This is a genomic window from Streptomyces sp. WAC04114, from assembly GCF_019733245.1.
Lineage (GTDB): Bacteria > Actinomycetota > Actinomycetes > Streptomycetales > Streptomycetaceae > Streptomyces > Streptomyces massasporeus_A.
The window spans coordinates 84,354-102,503 of sequence record NZ_JAIGQA010000004.1; the positions used below are offsets into that span (position 1 = coordinate 84,354).

19 protein-coding genes and 2 pseudogenes are annotated in these 18,150 nt (G+C 72.0%); 5 read left to right on the forward strand and 16 right to left on the reverse strand.

The window, feature by feature from the left end:
* Positions 1–34 precede the first annotated feature (34 nt).
* Positions 35–736: an MBL fold metallo-hydrolase gene (locus tag K4G64_RS02665; RefSeq protein WP_221754395.1), complete on the forward strand. Its 702-nt coding sequence runs from the start codon at positions 35–37 to the stop codon at positions 734–736.
* A gap of 15 nt (positions 737–751) precedes the next feature.
* On the opposite strand, the pseudogene K4G64_RS02670 reads toward K4G64_RS02665, so the two are convergent.
* From K4G64_RS02670 to K4G64_RS02715, 10 genes and pseudogenes are all read right to left on the reverse strand, one after another.
* Positions 752–1,341: pseudogene (locus K4G64_RS02670) on the reverse strand (oligopeptide/dipeptide ABC transporter ATP-binding protein); the annotation flags it as partial.
* Between the two features lie 81 nt (positions 1,342–1,422).
* A pseudogene (locus K4G64_RS40955) lies at positions 1,423–1,503 on the reverse strand (ATP-binding cassette domain-containing protein); the annotation flags it as partial.
* Between the two features lie 13 nt (positions 1,504–1,516).
* Positions 1,517–2,560, reverse strand: a complete 1,044-nt coding sequence (locus K4G64_RS02680; protein WP_221754396.1) for an NUDIX hydrolase — start codon at positions 2,558–2,560, stop codon at positions 1,517–1,519.
* 146 nt (positions 2,561–2,706) lie between these two features.
* A complete protein-coding gene (locus K4G64_RS02685; RefSeq protein ID WP_031106779.1) occupies positions 2,707–2,907 on the reverse strand; it encodes a hypothetical protein in 201 nt (66 codons plus the stop codon).
* A gap of 65 nt (positions 2,908–2,972) precedes the next feature.
* Positions 2,973–3,209 carry a hypothetical protein gene (locus K4G64_RS02690; protein WP_221754397.1) on the reverse strand — a complete coding sequence of 79 codons (237 nt, stop codon included), beginning with the start codon at positions 3,207–3,209 and terminating at the stop codon, positions 2,973–2,975.
* Positions 3,210–3,259: 50 nt separating this feature from the next.
* Entirely contained in the window at positions 3,260–3,535 is a 276-nt protein-coding gene (locus tag K4G64_RS02695) for a hypothetical protein (protein ID WP_221754398.1), read from the reverse strand.
* A gap of 160 nt (positions 3,536–3,695) precedes the next feature.
* Positions 3,696–6,089, reverse strand: a complete 2,394-nt coding sequence (locus K4G64_RS02700) for an excinuclease ABC subunit UvrA (protein ID WP_221754399.1) — start codon at positions 6,087–6,089, stop codon at positions 3,696–3,698.
* A gap of 102 nt (positions 6,090–6,191) precedes the next feature.
* Entirely contained in the window at positions 6,192–6,608 is a 417-nt protein-coding gene (locus tag K4G64_RS02705) for a VOC family protein (protein ID WP_221754400.1), read from the reverse strand.
* A 10-nt stretch (positions 6,609–6,618) separates the two neighbouring features.
* A complete protein-coding gene (locus K4G64_RS02710; RefSeq protein ID WP_221754401.1) occupies positions 6,619–7,062 on the reverse strand; it encodes a helix-turn-helix transcriptional regulator in 444 nt (147 codons plus the stop codon).
* 157 nt (positions 7,063–7,219) lie between these two features.
* A complete protein-coding gene (locus K4G64_RS02715; protein WP_221754402.1) occupies positions 7,220–8,173 on the reverse strand; it encodes an ROK family protein in 954 nt (317 codons plus the stop codon).
* Positions 8,174–8,371: 198 nt separating this feature from the next.
* Here K4G64_RS02715 and K4G64_RS02720 point away from each other — a divergent pair, with 198 nt between their 5' ends.
* Positions 8,372–9,436, forward strand: coding sequence for a LacI family DNA-binding transcriptional regulator (locus tag K4G64_RS02720; protein WP_221754403.1), 1,065 nt, complete (start codon positions 8,372–8,374; stop codon positions 9,434–9,436).
* A gap of 7 nt (positions 9,437–9,443) precedes the next feature.
* Positions 9,444–10,259: a hypothetical protein gene (locus K4G64_RS02725; protein WP_221754404.1), complete on the forward strand. Its 816-nt coding sequence runs from the start codon at positions 9,444–9,446 to the stop codon at positions 10,257–10,259.
* On the opposite strand, the gene K4G64_RS02730 is transcribed toward K4G64_RS02725, so the two are convergent.
* On the reverse strand, positions 10,205–11,977 hold the full coding sequence (locus K4G64_RS02730) for a serine/threonine-protein kinase (RefSeq protein ID WP_221754405.1): 1,773 nt from the start codon (positions 11,975–11,977) through the stop codon (positions 10,205–10,207). The two genes, K4G64_RS02725 and K4G64_RS02730, sit on opposite strands and share 55 nt — an antisense overlap.
* Positions 11,978–12,145: 168 nt before the next feature.
* Positions 12,146–13,447 (reverse strand): aldolase/citrate lyase family protein, encoded by a 1,302-nt coding sequence (locus tag K4G64_RS02735; RefSeq protein WP_221754406.1) that lies wholly within the window; start codon positions 13,445–13,447, stop codon positions 12,146–12,148.
* Positions 13,448–13,641: 194 nt separating this feature from the next.
* Here K4G64_RS02735 and K4G64_RS02740 point away from each other — a divergent pair, with 194 nt between their 5' ends.
* On the forward strand, positions 13,642–14,547 hold the full coding sequence (locus K4G64_RS02740; protein ID WP_221754407.1) for an endonuclease/exonuclease/phosphatase family protein: 906 nt from the start codon (positions 13,642–13,644) through the stop codon (positions 14,545–14,547).
* A gap of 57 nt (positions 14,548–14,604) precedes the next feature.
* On the opposite strand, the gene K4G64_RS02745 is transcribed toward K4G64_RS02740, so the two are convergent.
* The 4 genes from K4G64_RS02745 to K4G64_RS02760 all read right to left on the reverse strand — a co-directional run bounded on the left by K4G64_RS02745 (position 14,605) and on the right by K4G64_RS02760 (position 17,618).
* Positions 14,605–15,567, reverse strand: a complete 963-nt coding sequence (locus K4G64_RS02745; RefSeq protein ID WP_221754408.1) for an electron transfer flavoprotein subunit alpha/FixB family protein — start codon at positions 15,565–15,567, stop codon at positions 14,605–14,607.
* Between the two features lie 52 nt (positions 15,568–15,619).
* Positions 15,620–16,408, reverse strand: a complete 789-nt coding sequence (locus K4G64_RS02750) for an electron transfer flavoprotein subunit beta/FixA family protein (RefSeq protein WP_221754409.1) — start codon at positions 16,406–16,408, stop codon at positions 15,620–15,622.
* A gap of 221 nt (positions 16,409–16,629) precedes the next feature.
* Positions 16,630–17,121 (reverse strand): flavin reductase family protein, encoded by a 492-nt coding sequence (locus K4G64_RS02755; protein WP_221754410.1) that lies wholly within the window; start codon positions 17,119–17,121, stop codon positions 16,630–16,632.
* Positions 17,122–17,204: 83 nt separating this feature from the next.
* Complete coding sequence (locus K4G64_RS02760) at positions 17,205–17,618, reverse strand: thioredoxin family protein (RefSeq protein ID WP_221754425.1); 414 nt, start codon at positions 17,616–17,618, stop codon at positions 17,205–17,207.
* Between the two features lie 78 nt (positions 17,619–17,696).
* Here K4G64_RS02760 and K4G64_RS02765 point away from each other — a divergent pair, with 78 nt between their 5' ends.
* Positions 17,697–18,113 (forward strand): DUF4395 domain-containing protein, encoded by a 417-nt coding sequence (locus K4G64_RS02765; protein ID WP_221754411.1) that lies wholly within the window; start codon positions 17,697–17,699, stop codon positions 18,111–18,113.
* The last annotated feature ends 37 nt before the right edge of the window (positions 18,114–18,150 follow it).

The following is an 18,150-nucleotide window of genomic DNA, read 5'->3' on the forward strand; positions in this document are numbered from 1 at the left end:
TCCTCGGACGGGGGCCTTCTGCTGCGGTCGTCCCATGGACGTCATCGAGCTGTCCCCCCGCCTGCACCTGCTGCGTTTCCCGGTCGGCCAGGCCTACCTGTGGCGCGACGGCGGCGAACTCACCCTGATCGACGCCGGCCCGGCCGGCTCCGGCGCCCCGATCGCCGAGGCGGTGACGGCGCTGGGCCGGCACCCCCGGGACGTACGGCGGATCGTGCTCACCCACTTCCACGAGGACCACGCGGGCGGGGCGGGCGAGTTCGCCGCGCTGAGCGGCGCCGAGGTGCTGTTCCACCGGTTGGACGCACCGTTCGTGCGCGGGGACGTCCCGGGCCCGCCGCCGCTGTTCGAGGACTGGGAGCGGCCGCTGCACGAGCAGGCGTCGAAGCTCCTGCCCGAGGGGGACTTCGCCCGGCCGCCGCGGCTCACGGAGGTGTCCGGCGGCGACCTGCTGGACCTCGGTGGCGGGGCCCGGGTCGTGCACGTCCCGGGCCACACGCACGGCAGCATCGCGCTCCATCTCCCGGAACTCGGGGTGCTGTTCACGGGTGACACGGTCGCCGCGTCACCCGTCGACGGCACGGTGATGCCGGGGGTGTTCAACCTCGACCGCCCACAGGTCCTCGCGGCCTGCCGGCTCCTGGCCGAACTGGACCCGGACGTGGCCTGCTTCGGGCACGGAGCCCCGGTGACGAGTCGGGCGGGCCGTGCGCTGCGGAACGCGGCGCACGGCTGATCCGCCCCCGTGTGACCGGCCCTGGTCGAGGGCCGGGTCCAGGACGATGTCCTTCTCGCGAGCGGTCACGGACGGTTCCTCGGGGAAGTGGCAGGCGGTCAGGTGGCCCGAGGGCTGCCCTCGACGCGTACGAGGGGCGGCTCCTCCAGGGCGCACTGCTCCTGTGCCTTCCAGCAGCGGGTGCGGAAGCGGCAGTCGGAGGGCGGGTCGATCGGGGAGGGCACGTCGCCGGCGAGCCGGATGCGTTCGCGCCGGTCGACGGCGTCCGGGTCGGCCTCGGGCACGGCGGACAGCAGTGCGTGCGTGTAGGGGTGCCTGGGCCCGGTGTACAGGGACTCCCGCTCGGCGACCTCGACGATCTTGCCGAGATACATCACGGCGAGCCGTTCGGAGAAGTGCCGTACGACGGCGAGGTCGTGGGCGATGAAGACGAACGCGATGCCGAACTCCCGCTGGAGGTCCTGGAGCAGGTTGACGACCTGCGCCTGGATGGAGACGTCCAGCGCGGAGACGGGTTCGTCGGCCACGATCAGCTTGGGCCGCAGGGCCAGGTCGCGGGCGATGCCGATGCGCTGGCGCTGGCGCTGGCGCTGGCCGCCGGAGAACGAGCCGAACTCCTCCTGGAGGTCGCGGATCAGGTCCAGGATCTGCGCCTGGACGGTGACGTCCGGGGCGGTGGTGGGCTCGTCGGTGATCAGCAGCTCCGGGTCGCACACCAGGGACATGGCGATCATGGCGCGTCGGCGCATGCCGCCGGAGAAATGCACGGCGGGCCCGTTGTCAGCCGACCGGTACCCCGGCCTCCAGATAGAGCGCCGCTCCGCGTTCGCGCGCCCGCAGGGCCCAGCGCAGCCGCTCGTAGCGCACCGGGGGCAGCAGGTCGGCGGCCTCCTCCTCGGTGACGAACCGCCAGGCGCGCAGCTCGGGGCCGGGCAGCAGCAGCCTGCCCGCCTCGGCGGAGTGCAGCCGGCCGCCGTCGAAGAGCAGCCGCAGACCGCCGAATCCGGGGGGTGCGGGGCGCTCCCAGTCGACGACGAGCAGGCTCGGCACCTCGTCGAGGCTGATGCCGGTCTCCTCGGCGACCTCGCGGATACCGGCGCGCGCGGGCGCCTCACCGGGTTCGACGACTCCGCCGGGGAACTCCCAGCCGGCCTTGTACGTGGGGTCGACGAGCAGCACCCGGTCCTGCTCGTCGAAGAGGAGCACTCCTGCGGCGACGGTCTCGGCGGTCGGTTCGGGCGTCTGCACGATGTCGCAGACGGGCACGGCACCGCCGGTGACGGCCTCGGCGATCCTGACGGCCGTCTCGTACGGCGTGAGGGCGCTGGTGTCGACGGGGTGGGCGTCGGCGGTGAGCCAGGAGGCGAGAGCGGCCCGGTAGGGCTCGATGTGGTCGAAGGACCACTGGCGTATTCGCATGTCGCCGTCGGGAAGGTCGCGCGGGACCTCACGGCTCGCTATCCGCTCCCGCAGTATCGTTTCGGCCGGAGCGAGCAGGATGTGGCTGACCGGGATCCTGCGCGCGGCCAGGCCGCCGAAGATCTCGTCGCGGTACTCCTGGCGCAGCAGGGTCATGGGGACGACGAGGGTCCCGCCGAGCTCGGCGAGCATCGCGGCCGCCGTGTCGATCACGAGCCGCCGCCAGATCGGCAGGTCCTGGAAGTCGCCGACCTCGGCGAGGCGTTTCGGTGGCAGCAGGTGGGCGAGCGCGCCGCCGATGACCTCCGGGTCGAAGAGCGTGCTGTTCGGGATCAGTTCGATCAGTTCCCGTGCGGTGGTGGTCTTCCCCGCACCGAACGCGCCGTTGATCCAGACGACGGTCACAGGTCCCCCTCTTCTGTTGGCCCCCTGAGGCTTGCCCGCTCCACCCTGCCACGGAAACCAGCCGCAGTTGAGGGCGCATGACGACGGCGCCGGCGCCCCCCTCACTCGGGAGCGCCGACGCCGTGGCTGCGGGGCCGTGCGGCTCGTCAGCCCTTCTTCTTCGCCTGTGCGCCGTCCTCCCGGTCCAGGGACAGGCTGTCCTTGGCGACGGTGTCGTCGATGGACTTGAGGGTCTCGTCGACACTCAGGGTGCCGAGGCCGTCCCCGAGGGCGTGGGACGGGGTGACCGCCGCGACGACGAAACCGGTGGCGAGGGAGGCGATGGCGAGCATGCTGCGCTTCTTCATGCCCGACTCAACTGCCGGACCCGCCCCGGGGTCACGCAGCCGCCTGCGACCGGGCGAAGCCGGCACTACGCGGAGTCGTCGTCCGCGTCGGCCGCCCACACCCCGGGACCGCCGCCGCGCCACTCGATCAGGCCCGTGGCCGCCACGTACGCCTCGTCCGCGTCCTCGATCCCGGCTCGCCGCAGGAACTCGGCGACGTCGAGCGGCCCGTAGGCGATACCGAGGAACTGGTCGTCCACACGGACCCGCCGGCCGCCGTCCGCGGCGGGCGGGTAGACCACGACGGGTTTCACGGACGCCATGGCACCAGGGTGCGCGGTAGCGGCGCCGGGCGCGCGGCGGGATGGGCCGTTCAGCCCGCCTTGCGCGTCGGCCGGAGCTCGTGGACGTCGGCGGTGAGGGTGCCGTCCTGCTGCTCGTAGTGCGACAGGGCGAGGCCGAGACCGAAGAAGGTGGGGGCCCACTCGCCGACGAAGATGCCCCAGCGGTCGGCACGGGCGACACCGGTACCGGGCTCCATCTTCCTGGAGCCCATCCAGGCGACGACGCTGAGGCCGATGGAGGCCATGCCGGCCATGTAGGCGTGCTCGCTGCGGACGCCCATCTCGTGCATCTTCTTGACGATCATCAGCGGCTCCGTTCCGTGGGGGATTCAGAAGACGGAGTGCCCTCACCGGCTGCCGATATTCGACTGATTTGTCTTCAATGTCCGACGTGGTGGCCGCAAGGCCGTGAGGCGGGTCCCGGAGCGCGCCGGGCGGCTCGCCTCACGGCCGTACGGACCTCCCTCAGGCGCCCACGTAGGCCGCCAGGTGCTCCCCGGTCAGGGTGGAGCGGGCCTCGACGAGGTCGGCCGGGGTGCCCTCGAAGACGATCCGGCCGCCGTCGTGACCCGCGCCCGGGCCGAGGTCGATGATCCAGTCGGCGTGCGCCATGACCGCCTGGTGGTGCTCGATCACGATGACCGACTTGCCGGAGTCGACGAGCCGGTCGAGCAGGCCGAGCAGCTGCTCCACGTCCGCCAGGTGCAGACCGGTGGTCGGCTCGTCGAGGACGTAGACGCCGCCCTTGTCGCCCATGTGCGTGGCCAGCTTGAGGCGCTGCCGCTCGCCGCCGGACAGGGTCGTGAGCGGCTGCCCGAGGGTGAGGTAGCCGAGCCCCACGTCCGCGAGACGCTGAAGGATCTTGTGCGCGGCCGGGGTCCTGGCCTCGCCGCTGCCGAAGAACTCCTCGGCCTCGGCCACCGGCATCGCCAGCACCTCGCTGATGTCGCGGCCGCCGAGGCGGTACTCCAGCACCGACGCCTCGAACCGCCGGCCCTCGCACTCCTCGCAGGGGGTGGCCACACTCTGCATGATCGCCAGGTCGGTGTAGATGACACCGGCGCCGTTGCAGGTGGGGCAGGCGCCCTCGGAGTTGGCGCTGAACAGCGCCGGCTTGACCCCGTTGGCCTTGGCGAAGGCCTTGCGGATGGGGTCGGCCAGACCGGTGTAGGTCGCCGGGTTGCTGCGCCGGGAGCCGCGGATCGGGGTCTGGTCGATCGCGACCACGCCTTCCTCGGCGGGGATCGAGCCGTGCACCAGCGAGCTCTTGCCGGAGCCCGCGACGCCGGTGACGACGGTGAGGACACCGAGCGGGATGTCGACGTCGACGCCCTGCAGGTTGTTCGCCGAGGCGCCCCGGATCTCCAGCGCGCCGGTGGGCTTGCGGACCGTCGCCTTGATCTTGGCGCGGTCGTCGAGGTGACGGCCCGTGACGGTGCCGCTGCCCCGCAGCCCTTCCAGGGTGCCCTCGAAGCAGACGGTGCCGCCCGCCGTGCCGGCGCCGGGGCCGAGGTCCACGACGTGGTCCGCGATGGCGATCGTCTCGGGCTTGTGCTCCACGACCAGCACGGTGTTGCCCTTGTCGCGCAGGCGCAGCAGCAGGTTGTTCATCCGCTGGATGTCATGGGGGTGCAGACCGATGGACGGCTCGTCGAAGACGTAGGTGACGTCCGTGAGCGAGGAGCCGAGGTGGCGGATCATCTTGGTGCGCTGCGCCTCGCCGCCGGAGAGCGTGCCCGACGCCCGGTCGAGGGAGAGGTAGCCGAGACCGATCTCCACGAACGAGTCGAGGGTGTGCCGGAGCTTGGTCAGCAGCGGCGCCACCGACGGCTCGTCGAGTCCGCGGACCCACTCCGCGAGGTCCCGGATCTCCATCGCACAGGCGTCGGCGATGTTCACCTCGCCGATCTTCGAGGAGCGGGCGAGTTCGCTGAGCCGGGTGCCGTCACAGTCGGGGCACCGGGTGAAGGTGACCGCCCGGTCCACGAAGGCCCGGATGTGCGGCTGCATCGACTCGCGGTCCTTCGAGAGGAAGCTCTTCTGGAGCTTCGGGATCAGACCCTCGTAGGTGAGGTTGACCCCGTTGATCTTCACCTTGACCGGCTCGCGGTACAGGAAGTCGTGCCGCTCCTTCTTGGTGTACTCGCGGATCGGCTTCTCCTTGTCGAAGAAGCCCGACTCGGCGATGACCCGGACCACCCAGCCGTCACCGGTGTAGGTGGGGATGGTGAACGGGTCCTCCGACAACGACTTGGAGTCGTCGTAGAGCTGGGTGAGGTCGATGTCGGAGACGGTGCCCCGGCCCTCGCAGTGCGTGCACATGCCGCCGGTGCGGCTGAAGGACACCTTCTCCGTCTTGGTCTTGTCGGCCCCGCGGTCCACGGTGAATCCGCCGCTCGCCGAGACCGAGGCGGTGTTGAAGGAGAAGGCGCCGGGCGGGCCGATGTGGGGCGTGCCGAGCCGGCTGAAGAGGATCCGCAGCATCGCGTTGGCGTCGGTGGCGGTGCCGACGGTGGAGCGCGGATCGGAGCCCATGCGTTGCTGGTCGACGGCGATCGCGGTCGTCAGCCCGTCCAGCACGTCGACCTCGGGGCGGGCCAGGTTCGGCATGAACCCCTGCAGGAAGGCGCTGTAGGTCTCGTTGATCAGCCGCTGCGACTCCGCCGCGATCGTGTCGAACACCAGCGAGCTCTTGCCCGAGCCGGAGACGCCGGTGAACACCGTCAGCCGTCGCTTCGGGATCTCGATGCTGACGTCCCTGAGGTTGTTCTCGCGCGCTCCGTGCACGCGGATCACGTCATGGCTGTCGGCAACGTGCGGCCCGGGCGACTGTCTGTCCGTCGTCGTGGCCTTGCTCATGGTGTCTCCATCTGTCGGGCGGGACTGCCGCGCTCGGACGATCTCGTTCCCCCGCGCCGCTCCCCGGGGGGCGGCGCGGAGGGAGGTGCGGTGCGGGGGCTGTCACGACGCCGTGAGCTGCTGGATGCGGACCATGTTGCCCGCCGGGTCGCGGAAGGCGCAGTCGCGGACGCCGTAGGGCTGGTCCACCGGCTCCTGGACCACCTCGGCATCGCCCGCCTGCACCCGCTCGAAGGTGCCGTCGACGTCGGTGGTGGCCAGGACGATGCTGGCGTAGGTGCCCTTGGCCATCATCTCGGCGATGGTGCGGCGCTCGTCCTCGGTGATGCCGGGGTCGGCGGCCGGCGGGTGCAGCACGATGTTCGTGCCCGGCTGGCCGACGGGGCCGACGGTGATCCAGCGCATGCCCTCGTAACCGACGTCGTTTCTGACCTCGAAGCCGAGGGTGTCGCGGTAGAACGCCAGGGCGGCGTCCGGGTCGTCGTGCGGGAGGAAGCTGGCGTGAATGTGAAGGTCCATGGCCATCACGCTAGTTTCGGCTCGCGGCGGGCGCTTCTCGATTCCTGACCGGTCTGGTCACCTGCTTCGACACGCACGACGGGATGCCCACCGTCGCGCGCGCCGCCTCACGCCGGTAGGCGCTGGGCGGCATGCCGACCAGCTCGGTGAAACGGGTGCTGAACGTGCCCAGCGACGCGCAGCCGACCTCGAAACACACCTCGGTGACACTGAGATCGCCCCGGCGCAGCAGGGCCATCGCCCGCTCGATGCGCCGCGTCATGAGATAGCTGTACGGAGACTCGCCGTACGCCTGCCGGAACTCGCGGCTGAGGTGCCCGGCCGACATGTGCACGCCCCGGGCGAGCGCCTCGACGTCGAGAGGCTTGGCGTACTCCCGGTCGATCCGGTCCTTGACGCGGCGCAGTCGGGCGAGGTCGCGCAGGTGCTGTGCCGAGACGGGTCTGCTGCTCACAAGCGCGATCGTGCCACATCGCACACCCGTCCGGCTGATTTCCGGCTAAACGGACCGGACCGGTCCGTATCGCCCGGGACTGCGGCCACGTCGGTCCCCGCACCGCCCTCCTCGCCACCGCTGGCTGAACGTTCCTGCTCGATCGGCCGACCCGGTCTCACACCCCGGCCGCCGCCGCGTCCGTCCGCTTCGCCAGCGCGGCCGCCGCCGCGCCCACCAGCCCGGCGTCGGTGCCCATCTGGGCCGGTGCCACGGTCAGGTGCCGGACGAAGGACAGGGTCGCGTAGGTGCTCAGGGCCTTGCGCAGGGGTTCGAACAGGACGTCGCCCGCCTTGCCCACTCCCCCGCCGATCACCGCGATGTCGATCTCCACGAGGGTCGCGGTGGCGGCGATCCCGGCGGCCAGGGCCTGGGCGGCCCGCTCGAAGGAGGCGAGGGCCACCGGGTCGCCGGACCGGGCCGCGGCGGCCACCGCGGCGGCGGAGGTGTCCCCGTCGGACCCGGGCAGCCAGCCGTTCTCCAGCGCGCGCCGGGCGATGTTGGGGCCGCTCGCGATGCGCTCCACGCAGCCGTGCGAGCCGCACGGGCACAGATCGCCGTCGAGGTCCACGCTGATGTGGCCGATGTGGCCCGCGTTGCCGGTGGGCCCGGGGTGCAGCCGGCCGCCGAGCACCAGACCGCCGCCGACGCCCGTGGAGACGACCATGCACAGCGCGTTGTCATGGCCGCGGGCGGCGCCTTGCCAGTGCTCGGCCGCCGTGATCGCCACGCCGTCTCCGATCAGCTCGACCGGCAGGTTCCCGGCGGCGGCACGGACCCGGGCGACGAGCGGGTAGTCGCGCCAGCCGGCCACGTTGACCGGGCTCACCGTGCCCGCGGAGGCGTCCACGGGCCCGGCGCTGCCGATCCCCACGGCCGTGGCACGCCCCCACAGCGGGGACGCGGTGAGCTCGCCGAGCACCTCCTCCACGGCCCGCATCACGGTGTCGCCGTCCTCCCGTGCGGGCGTCGGCCGCTGGGCGCGGACCAGGATCCGGCCACGGCCGTCCACCAGAGCGCCGGCGATCTTGGTGCCGCCGATGTCGAGCGCGGCCACGAGGTCGGTGTGCATCAGAGTCGGATCTCCCCGTCGGGCATGCCTGAGAAAAACGCCGAGAAAGCCATCAAGCAGGGCAAGCAGCGGACCGGTCCCGTGGCGGTGCGCGGGTCCGGAGATTGCGGTGGACAGTCTCCCCCGAGCCTGACAACGTTGTCCAGGCTCTATGCTCGACGCCACATCCTCATACAAACCCAGGATCGACGCACCCCCGTGGACGACAGGACAGGACACCGCACCGTGCCCCAGCCACCCCTCCGATCCGCAGCACGCTACGGCACCCGGCCGACCATGAAGGACGTAGCGGCACGCGCCGGAGTCGGCCTCAAGACGGTCTCCCGGGTCGTGAACGGAGAGCCGGGGGTCACCCCGGAGACGGAGCGGCGGGTCCAGGAGGCGATCGACGCCCTCGGCTTCCGCCGCAACGACAGCGCGCGGGTGCTGCGCAAGGGCCGCACGGCGAGTATCGGCCTGGTCCTGGAGGACCTCGCGGACCCGTTCTACGGGCCGCTGAGCCGCTCGGTCGAGGAGGTGGCCCGCGCACACGGCGCCCTGCTGATCAACGGCTCCAGCGCGGAGGACCCCGAGCGCGAGCAGGAGCTGGTGCTGGCCCTGTGCGCGCGGCGGGTGGACGGGCTGGTGGTGATCCCGGCCGGGGACGACCACCGGTACCTGGAGCCCGAGCTCAAGGCGGGTGTCGCCACGGTGTTCGTGGACCGGCCGGCCGGGCACATCGACGCCGACGTGGTGCTGTCGGACAACTTCGGCGGCGCCCGCGACGGCGTCGCCCACCTCATCGCCCACGGGCACCGCCGGATCGGCTTCATCGGCGACATGCCCCGCATCCACACCGCCGCCGAGCGGCTGCGCGGCTACCGGGCGGCGATGGAGGACGCGGGCATACCGGTGGCGGGCTCCTGGATGTCCCTCGGCGTCACCGGCCCCGAGCGGGTGCGCAGGGCCGCCGAGGAGATGCTGACCGGCCCGGATCCGGTCACGGCGATCTTCGCGGGCAACAACCGCGTGACGGTCACCGTGATCCGCGTGCTCGCCGAGCATGCCCGCCGCGTCGCCCTGGTCGGCTTCGACGACATCGAGCTCGCCGACCTGCTGCAGCCGGGCGTCACGGTCGTCGCCCAGGACGCCTCGGACATCGGCCGCACCGCGGCGGAACGTCTCTTCCGGCAGCTGGACGGCACCCTGGTCACCCCCGAGCGCATCGAGCTGCCGACCCGGCTGATCACCCGCGGCTCCGGCGAGATCCCGCCGGCGGACTGAGCGGCCCATGGACGACGGCACCGATCGCACGCTGCGGGCACTCGGACTCGCCGAGGCCCCGCGCGAGCACCCCTTGCTGTATCCGGGCGCGTGGCCCGCGCATTCCGGACTCCTCGACGGGGACCGCTTCCTGCCGCCGGAGCGGCTGGTGTACGAGGACCGCACACCGGTCATCGCCATCGGCTCCAACGGCTGCCCGGGGCAGTTGCGGCACAAGATGACGGAGTTCGGGATCAGCTCACCGCTGCCGATGGTGAAGGCACGGGTGACGGGCATCGACGCGGGTGTCTCCGCGCACGTGAGCCGCATGGGATACGTATCGGCGTCGCCGGTCTGCGCCCCGGGCACCGTGCGGGAGCTGTTCGTCCTGTGGCTCGCCGCCGAACAGCTGGCGGTGATCGACGCCAGCGAGGGCGTGCCGCTGCCGGGCGGCAACTTCGACCGGGCCTGGCTGCCGTCGCCCGACGTCCGGATCGACCTCGCGGACGGCACCCGCCTGCCGGGGGCCTACGCCTACGTCAACCGGCACGGCGTCCTCCACGACGGCACGGGCACTCCCCGTACGCACCCGGGTGAGCGGGAGCTGCTGACCGAGCTCCTCGTCGGGCTGCCACGGCTGCGGGAGCTGTTCGGTGTCGTGCCCGAGGAGTTCTGCGCACGGGCACGCGGAGACCGGCGGCTGTGCGAGCGGGGCACACGGCTGTTCATCGAGGAGAAGCTGGTCACGGCCTCCGGTCTGGAGCGCTACGTGGCCGCCTCGGCGCGGGCTCAGCAGAGCGGGAGCCCGGGGACCGGCGCGTCGTTGTCGCCGCCCCTGATGTAGACGTCGCTGACCCAGACGTCGGTGTTGCCGCTGTCGTCGTCGGTCTTCGCCCACCAGATGTTGGTCCACTCCCCGGAGGTCTCGCGGCGGCCCAGGTTCTGCTGGCAGTAGAAGTAGTTGGTGCCCGCGTTGAGGATGCCCGCCTTGGTGCCGGAGGCGGTGTAGGAGTCGGCGGTCTTCCAGACCTGGCAGTTGTACTTGCCGCCGCCGATGGGGTGGCAGACCGGGGCCGGGGTGGTCGAACCGCCGCCCGTCGGGGCGCCGCCGCCGGAGGTGCCGCCGTCCGGCGTCCCCGCACCGGCGCCGCGGATCGACTTTCCGGGGGCCGGTGTGGTCGCGCGGCCGGTGGGCTCGGGGTCCTTCTTGTCGGCCGGTTTCCCGGTGGGAGCGGTGTCCTTGTCGTCGCCCTGTTGCGTGGCCCTCGGGGCGTTCGAGCCGTCGCCCGCCCCGCCGGGTTCGGAGGACCCGGTCTCCCCGCGGGCCGCGTCGGTCCGTGCTGTGCCGGTCTCCTTGCCTTCGGAGTCGCCGAGGAGGGCGACCGTGGTCCCGGCGGCGGCGAGGACTGCGGCGACAGCCGCGGCGGCCAGCAGGACGCGCGCCTTGCGGCGGGAGGAGGTGGGGTCGGGGTTCATCGCAGTGGTCGGGGCGGAGGCCCCGGGGGTGGTGCTTTCGGGGTCGACCGGACCGGAGCCCTGAGGGCCGGTGCCGGGGCTCTGCTCGCCGGGGCCCGTGCCCTGCGGCCCGGTCGCGCTCTGCGGAGGCCCGAACCCCGGCGGTACCGACGGGACGCTGCGTTCCGTCTCCGCGCGCGGAGGCGTGGACCCCGGGCCCCGCAGGGTGGACGTCGGCGTGTCGGTGACGCCCGTGTCCGCGACGGCCTGGAGCAGTGCCCGGGCCTGGTCGGCCTCCGGGCGGGACTCGGGGCGCTTGTCCATCAGCCGTTGGAGGACGGGCCCGAGGGGGCCGGCGCGGCGGGGCTCCGGCAGCGGCTCCGAGACGATAGCGGTGAGCGTGGAGAAGGTGGACGTGCGGCGGAAGGGCGAGGATCCCTCGACGGCCGCGTACAGCGTGGCGCCCAGGGCCCAGATGTCGGAGGCGGGGCCCGGGTCGGCGCCCTGGGCCCGCTCGGGGGCCAGGTAGTCGAGGGAGCCGACGAGTTCGCCGCTGCGCGTGAGGTGCGTGGCCGAGCCGTCCCCCGGATCGTCCATCGTGGCGATGCCGAAGTCGGTGAGGACGAGCCGGCCCGAGCGGTCGAGCAGGATGTTGCCGGGCTTGACGTCCCGGTGCAGGACGCCCGCGCGGTGCGCGGCGGCCAGGGCGTCCATGACCTTCGCGCCGATCCCGGCCGCCTCTCCCGGGTCCAGCGTGCCGCGCTCGCGCAGGACGTCGTCCAGGGACGGCCCGTCGACCAGTTCCATGACGATGAGCGGGCGGCCGTCGACCTGGGCGATGTCGTGCACGGCGATGACACCGGGGTGGCGCACCCGGGCCGCGGCACGGGCCTCGCGCTGCATCCGCAGTTGCAGGGCGGCCAGTTCGGGGCCGGCCGCGTCGGTGTAGGTGCGCAGTTCCTTGACCGCGACCTCACGGCCGAGGACCTCGTCGACGGCCTTCCAGACGATGCCCATGCCGCCGCGCCCCAGCGCCGCCGTGACGCGGTAGCGGCCCGCCAGCAGCCGCCCGGCCCCGTCCGTCTGCCCGTACTCCCCCGTCGACACCGCTGCCCCGTTCCTGTGACCCCACCGTATGCACCGGCGGACGACTCCGTCGGTGCGTGGCGTACAGACTAAGGGGCGGCGGTGACGGCGGCAGGCCGCCGCAAACGGCTGTGACAGGGCCGGTACGTGACGGCGCATCCGGCGTGCGGAAGCGTCAGGCGGAGGCCGTCAGGCGGAGGCCGTCAGGTCCCCGCGCCGGGGCGCCGCGAAGCTCTCCAGGTCCGCCCGGGTCAGGCCGGCCAGGCGGGCGACCTCCCCGATGTCCAGGGCGCCGCAGTCCAGGCCGCGCAGCAGGTAGCCGCTGAGGGCCTTGGCGGTGGCGGGTTCGTCCATGACGTCGCCGCCGGTGCGGTTGGCGTAGCGGGACAGGCGGGCGGCGGCCTGCTCGAAGCCCTCGCGGTAGAAGGCGAAGACGGCCGCGTAGCGGGTGGGGATGTGGCCGGGGTGCATGTCCCAGCCCTGGTAGTAGGCGCGGGCCAGGGCGCGGCGGGTGAGGCCGTAGTGCAGGCGCCAGGCGTCGTGGACCTTGGCGGTCGGGCCGACCGGCAGGACGTTCGTCGAGCCGTCCGAGACGCGGACGCCCGTACCGGCCGCCGCGACCTGCATGACGGCCTTGGCGTGGTCCGCCGCCGGGTGGTCACTGGCCTGGTGGGCGGCGGAGACGCCGAGGCAGGCGCTGTAGTCGAAGGTGCCGTAGTGCAGTCCGGTCGCCCGGCCCTCGGCGGCCTGGATCATGCGGGCGACGGTGGCGGTGCCGTCGGCGGCGAGGATGGACTGGCTGGTCTCGATCTGGATCTCGAAGCCGATCCGGCCGGGCTCGAGCCCGTGCGCCTTCTCGAAGGCGTCCAGGAGTCGTGCCATGGCGGTGACCTGCTCGGCGTAGGTCACCTTGGGCAGGGTCAGGACCAGTCCGGCGGGCAGGCCGCCGGCCTCCATCAGGCCGGTGAGGAAGATGTCGAGGGTGCGGATGCCCCGGGCGCGCACGGGCGCTTCCATGCACTTCATGCGGATGCCCATGCAGGGGGCGGCGGTGCCGTCCTCATAAGCCTCGGCGATGATGCGGGCGGCGCGGGCGGCGGCCTCGTCCTCCTCGGCGTCGGGGCGGTTGCCGTAGCCGTCCTCGAAGTCGACGCGCAGGTCCTCGATCGGCTCGCGCTCCAGCTTGGCGCGCACGCGCGCGTGGACGGGCTCGGCGAGTTCCTCGGAGAGGCCGAGGACGGCGGCGAAGGACGCGGCGTCCGGGGCGTGCTCGTCGAGGGCCGCGAGGGCGCGGTCGCCCCAGGAGCGGACGGTGTCGCCGGCGAAGACGTCGCCGGGTACGTAGACGGTGTGGACGGGCTGGCGGGTGCCGGGGTCCCCGGGGTAGCGGCGCTCCAGCTCCGCGTCGACCGGCGCGAGGGAGGCGCTGATCTCCTCGCTGACCGCGCCCGCGAGGCTCGTCGCCACCTTCTCCTGCTGGCCGTGACCCATTCCGAGACCCTCCTACTTTCCGCTGTACGGAATCAACAATCCGTAGAGCGAAGTTATCGGCCGACCTTCGGCCTGGTCAACACCGTCGTGGAGTGGGGTTCCCCATCCTTCCCCCTCGGTCACTGCCGACCCGCCCTCATCTTCCGTATTCAGAAGGCAAGCTTCATCCTGACGTGCAAGGGGAGGGAGACCACGTGCCCAACGAGGTCGGAGTGACGCGGCGCCACGGGCTCAAGGCGGCGGCCGCCGCCGTTGTCGCAGGACCGCTGCTCACCACCGCGGGCCCCACACAGCCCGCTTCCGCCGGCGAGCACCCGGGCGCCCTGGACGTCATGACGTTCAACGTCCGCTTCGGGACCGTCGTCGACACGACACCGCGCTGGGAGGTGCGCCGACCGGTGATGCGTGAACTGCTGCGTCGTGAGCGACCGCATGTCATCGGCACCCAGGAAGGTCTCTACCGGCAAGTGCGCGCGATCGAGAAGGATCTCGGCGAGCACTACGACTGGATCGGCACCGGACGCGGGGGCGGCAGCAAGGACGAGTTCATGGCGGTCTTCTACGACACGCGCAGACTCGAGCCGATCGAGTTCGATCACTTCTGGCTGTCCGACACCCCGTACACGATCGCCTCGAACACCTGGGGCGCGGACTGGCTGCGCATGGTGACGTGGGTCCGTTTCCTCGATCTGGCCGACGGGGGACGGGAGTTCTACGTCCTCAACACCCATCTGGACAGCGTCAGCCAGTACGCCCGGGAACGCTCGGCGGGACTCATCGGCGAGACCATCGCCGGGTGGGACCGGTCCTCACCGGTCATCGTCACCGGCGACTTCAACGCGGCCGCCCACGACAACCGGGTGCACGACCTCATGCTGGACATCGGGCTGGTGGACGCCTGGGACGCGGCCGCCTCGCGGGGTCCGGAGTACGGGACGCACCACGGCTACCGGACGCCCCGGCCCGGCGGGCGGCGCATCGACTGGATCCTCACCACCCCCGGGGTGACCACGCACCGGGCCGGGATGAACACCTTCAGCAGGGACGGGATCCATCCGAGCGACCATCTGCCGGTGCAGGCCTCGATGACCCTGGGATGAGAAGAGCCCCCGTGACCGTTCGCGCGGTCACGGGGGCCTTCCACAGCCGGGGTCCGATCAGCCCTTGCGGGTCTTGATCTCCTCGGTGAGGGCCGGGACGACGTCGAAGAGGTCGCCGACGACGCCATAGTCGACGAGGTCGAAGATCGGGGCCTCGGCGTCCTTGTTGACCGCCACGATCGTCTTCGAGGTCTGCATACCGGCGCGGTGCTGGATCGCGCCGGAGATGCCGTTGGCGATGTACAGCTGCGGCGAGACGGACTTGCCGGTCTGGCCGACCTGGTTGGTGTGCGGGTACCAGCCGGCGTCCACCGCGGCACGCGAGGCGCCGACGGCCGCGCCGAGCGAGTCAGCGAGGGCCTCGATGATCGCGAAGTTCTCCGCGCCGTTGACGCCACGGCCACCGGAGACCACGATCGCGGCCTCGGTCAGCTCCGGACGGCCCGTCGACTCACGCGGCGTACGGCCGGTGACCTTGGTGCCGGTGGCCTGCGCGGAGAAGGAGACGTTCAGGGCCTCGACGCTGCCCGCGGCCGGGGCGGCCTCGACGGCGGCGCTGTTGGGCTTGACCGTGATGACCGGGGTGCCCTTGGAGACACGGGACTTGGTGGTGAAGGACGCGGCGAACACGGACTGCGTGGCCACCGGGCCCTCGTCGCCGGCCTCGAGGTCGACGGCGTCGGTGATGATGCCGGAGCCCAGACGCAGCGCCAGACGGGCGGCGATCTCCTTGCCCTCGGCGGAGGACGGGACCAGCACGGCGGCCGGGGAGACGGCCTCGACGGCGGCCTGGAGGGCGTCGACCTTCGGTACGACCAGGTAGTCGGCGTACTCGGCGGCCTCGTGGGTGAGGACCTTGACCGCGCCGTGCTCGGCGAGAGCGGCGGCGGTGTCACCGGCGCCGTTGCCCAGCGCGACGGCGACCGGCTCGCCGATGCGGCGGGCCAGGGTCAGCAGCTCCAGGGTGGGCTTGCGGACGGCGCCGTCCACGTGGTCGACGTAGACGAGAACTTCAGCCATGGGACTTCTTCTCTCCTGCTTGCGAAAGATGAGGGGCGGTCTGCGAAGGGGCTCAGATGAACTTCTGGCCCGCGAGGAACTCAGCGAGCTGCTTGCCGCCCTCGCCCTCGTCCTTGACGATCGTGCCCGCGGTACGGGCGGGGCGCGCGGCCGCGCCGTCGACCGTGGTGTAGGCGCCCTCCAGGCCGACCTCCTCGGCGTCGATGTCGAGGTCGGACAGGTCCCAGGACTCCACCGGCTTCTTCTTGGCCGCCATGATGCCCTTGAAGGACGGGTAACGAGCCTCGCCCGACTGGTCGGTCACGGACACGACCGCCGGGAGGGAGGCCTCCAGGTTCTCGGAGGCGGCGTCGCCGTCGCGGCGGCCCTTGACCGTGCCGTCCTCGACGGAGACCTCGGAGAGCAGGGTGACCTGCGGGACGCCCAGGCGCTCGGCGAGCAGGGCCGGGACGACGCCCATGGTGCCGTCGGTGGAGGCCATGCCGGAGATGACCAGGTCGTAACCGGCCTTCTCGATCGCCTTGGCCAGGACCAGGGAGGTGCCGATGGCGTCGGTGCCGTGGATGTCGTCGTCCTCGACGTGGATCGCCTTGTCGGCGCCCATGGACAGCGCCTTGCGCAGGGCGTCCTTGGCGTCCTCGGGGCCCACCGTCAGGACGGTGATCTCCACGTCGTCGTCGGAGTTCTCGGAGATCTGCAGCGCCTGCTCGACCGCGTACTCGTCGAGCTCGGAGAGCAGACCGTCCACGTCGTCCCGGTCGACGGTCAGGTCATCGGCGAAGTGCCGGTCGCCAGTGGCGTCGGGCACGTACTTCACAGTGACAACGATCCTCAAGCTCACGCCGGCTCTCCTACTGCATCGTCATTTCCATACTGCCTACTTGCAGGCAGCATAGGCGCCTCTAGCGTCCGATCCCGGTCGGGGCGAACCCACGCCCCGAGCGAAACATTACTCGTCAGTACACCCAGTTCGTTCCCGCTAAGCAAGCGCTTTGAACTGTGACCTTCGCAACGCAGCGTAACCGGAACTCGACGGTCGCGCAGCCCGGGGAGCCGCCCGGTTCAGTCGCCCAGACGCTGGAAACGTCCCTGGTGGTAGAGGAGCGGACGGCCGGTGCCCGACGGGTCGCCGTCCACGACCTCGGCGATCACGAGCCGGTGGTCCCCGGCGGGCACGCGCGCGACGACCCGGCCCACCAGCCAGGCGAGCACGCCATCGAGGACGGGGACCCCCTCGGGCCCCTCCCGCCAGCTAGTGGGCGGGCCGAAGCGGTCGGCACCGCTGCGGGAGAAGGTGGCGGCCAGCTCCTGCTGGTGCTCTCCGAGGATGTGGACACCGACGTGATCCGCCGCCGCGATCGCGGGCCAGCTGGACGCGCCGGTGCCGACGCCGAAGGACAGCAGGGGAGGCTCTGCGGAGACGGACGTCAGAGAGGTGGCGGTGAAGCCCACCGGTCCGGCCTCGCCACGAGCGGTGATGACGGCGACTCCGGCCGCGTGCCGCCGGAAGACCGAGCGCAGGAGGTCGGGCGTGGCGAGAAGGTCCGCAGGCATGGGGTCAGGCTGACGATAAATGGTATGTGCAGTCAAGTTCGTTCCGTGATGTGGGAGATGACTCACTGGCGGCGTCACACCCGTCACACCGCCTCCCCCAGCGCGGCGATCACGTCGGCCTTGCGTGGCTGCCCCGTGGCCCGCCGCACCACACGGCCGTCGGCGTCGAGGACCAGCACGGTCGGCGTCTTGAGGATGTCCAGCCGCCGCACGAGGTCCAGGTGGGCCTCTGCGTCGATCTCGACGTGGGTCACGCCGGGCACCACCGCGGCGACCTCGCCGAGGACCCGCCGGGTCGCCCGGCAGGGCGCGCAGAACGCGCTGGAGAACTGCACGAGCGTGGCCCGCTCGCCGAGCTCCGCACCCAGTTCCGCCGCATCGAGCCGCTTGCCGTCGTCACGCCCGCGCACCCGCACTCTCCCGCTCCGCCGCCGTTGCAGCACTCCGTAGGCGCTCGCCGCCGCGAGCACCACCACGCACACCACCAGTCCGGTCATCACCTGCTGCAAGCGTTCACGAGACCGCAAAGATTCCCGCCCCCTCCGCACGGCCGGGCTGCGGAATGCTTGGTTCCCATGGACATCGATGTGAGGGGGCCGCGCTTCGGCGCGGCCGTCACGGCCGCCCTGCTTGCGGTCGTTCTGGTCACCGGGAGTGCCTGGCTGCTGGCCTGGCAGACGCTGGCGTTCCTGCTCGGCGCGGCGGGCGGGGTCCGGCGCTCCCCCTACGGCCTGCTGTTCGCCAAGGCCGTACGGCCGCGGCTCGGGGCGCCGACGGAGTTCGAGGCGCCCGAACCGCCGCGTTTCGCCCAGGCGGTGGGGCTGCTCTTCGCCGGGCTCGGGCTCGTCGGCCTCACCCTGGGACCCGGCTGGCTGGGGCTCGCGGCGACCGGCGCCGCGCTCGCCGCCGCCTTCCTCAATGCTGCGTTCGGGTATTGCCTGGGCTGCGAGTTGTACCTGCTCGCGCGGCGAGTGGTGGTGCGCGCGGGGTAATGGGGGCGCAAAAGCACGAGGTGGGAAGCGGGGGACG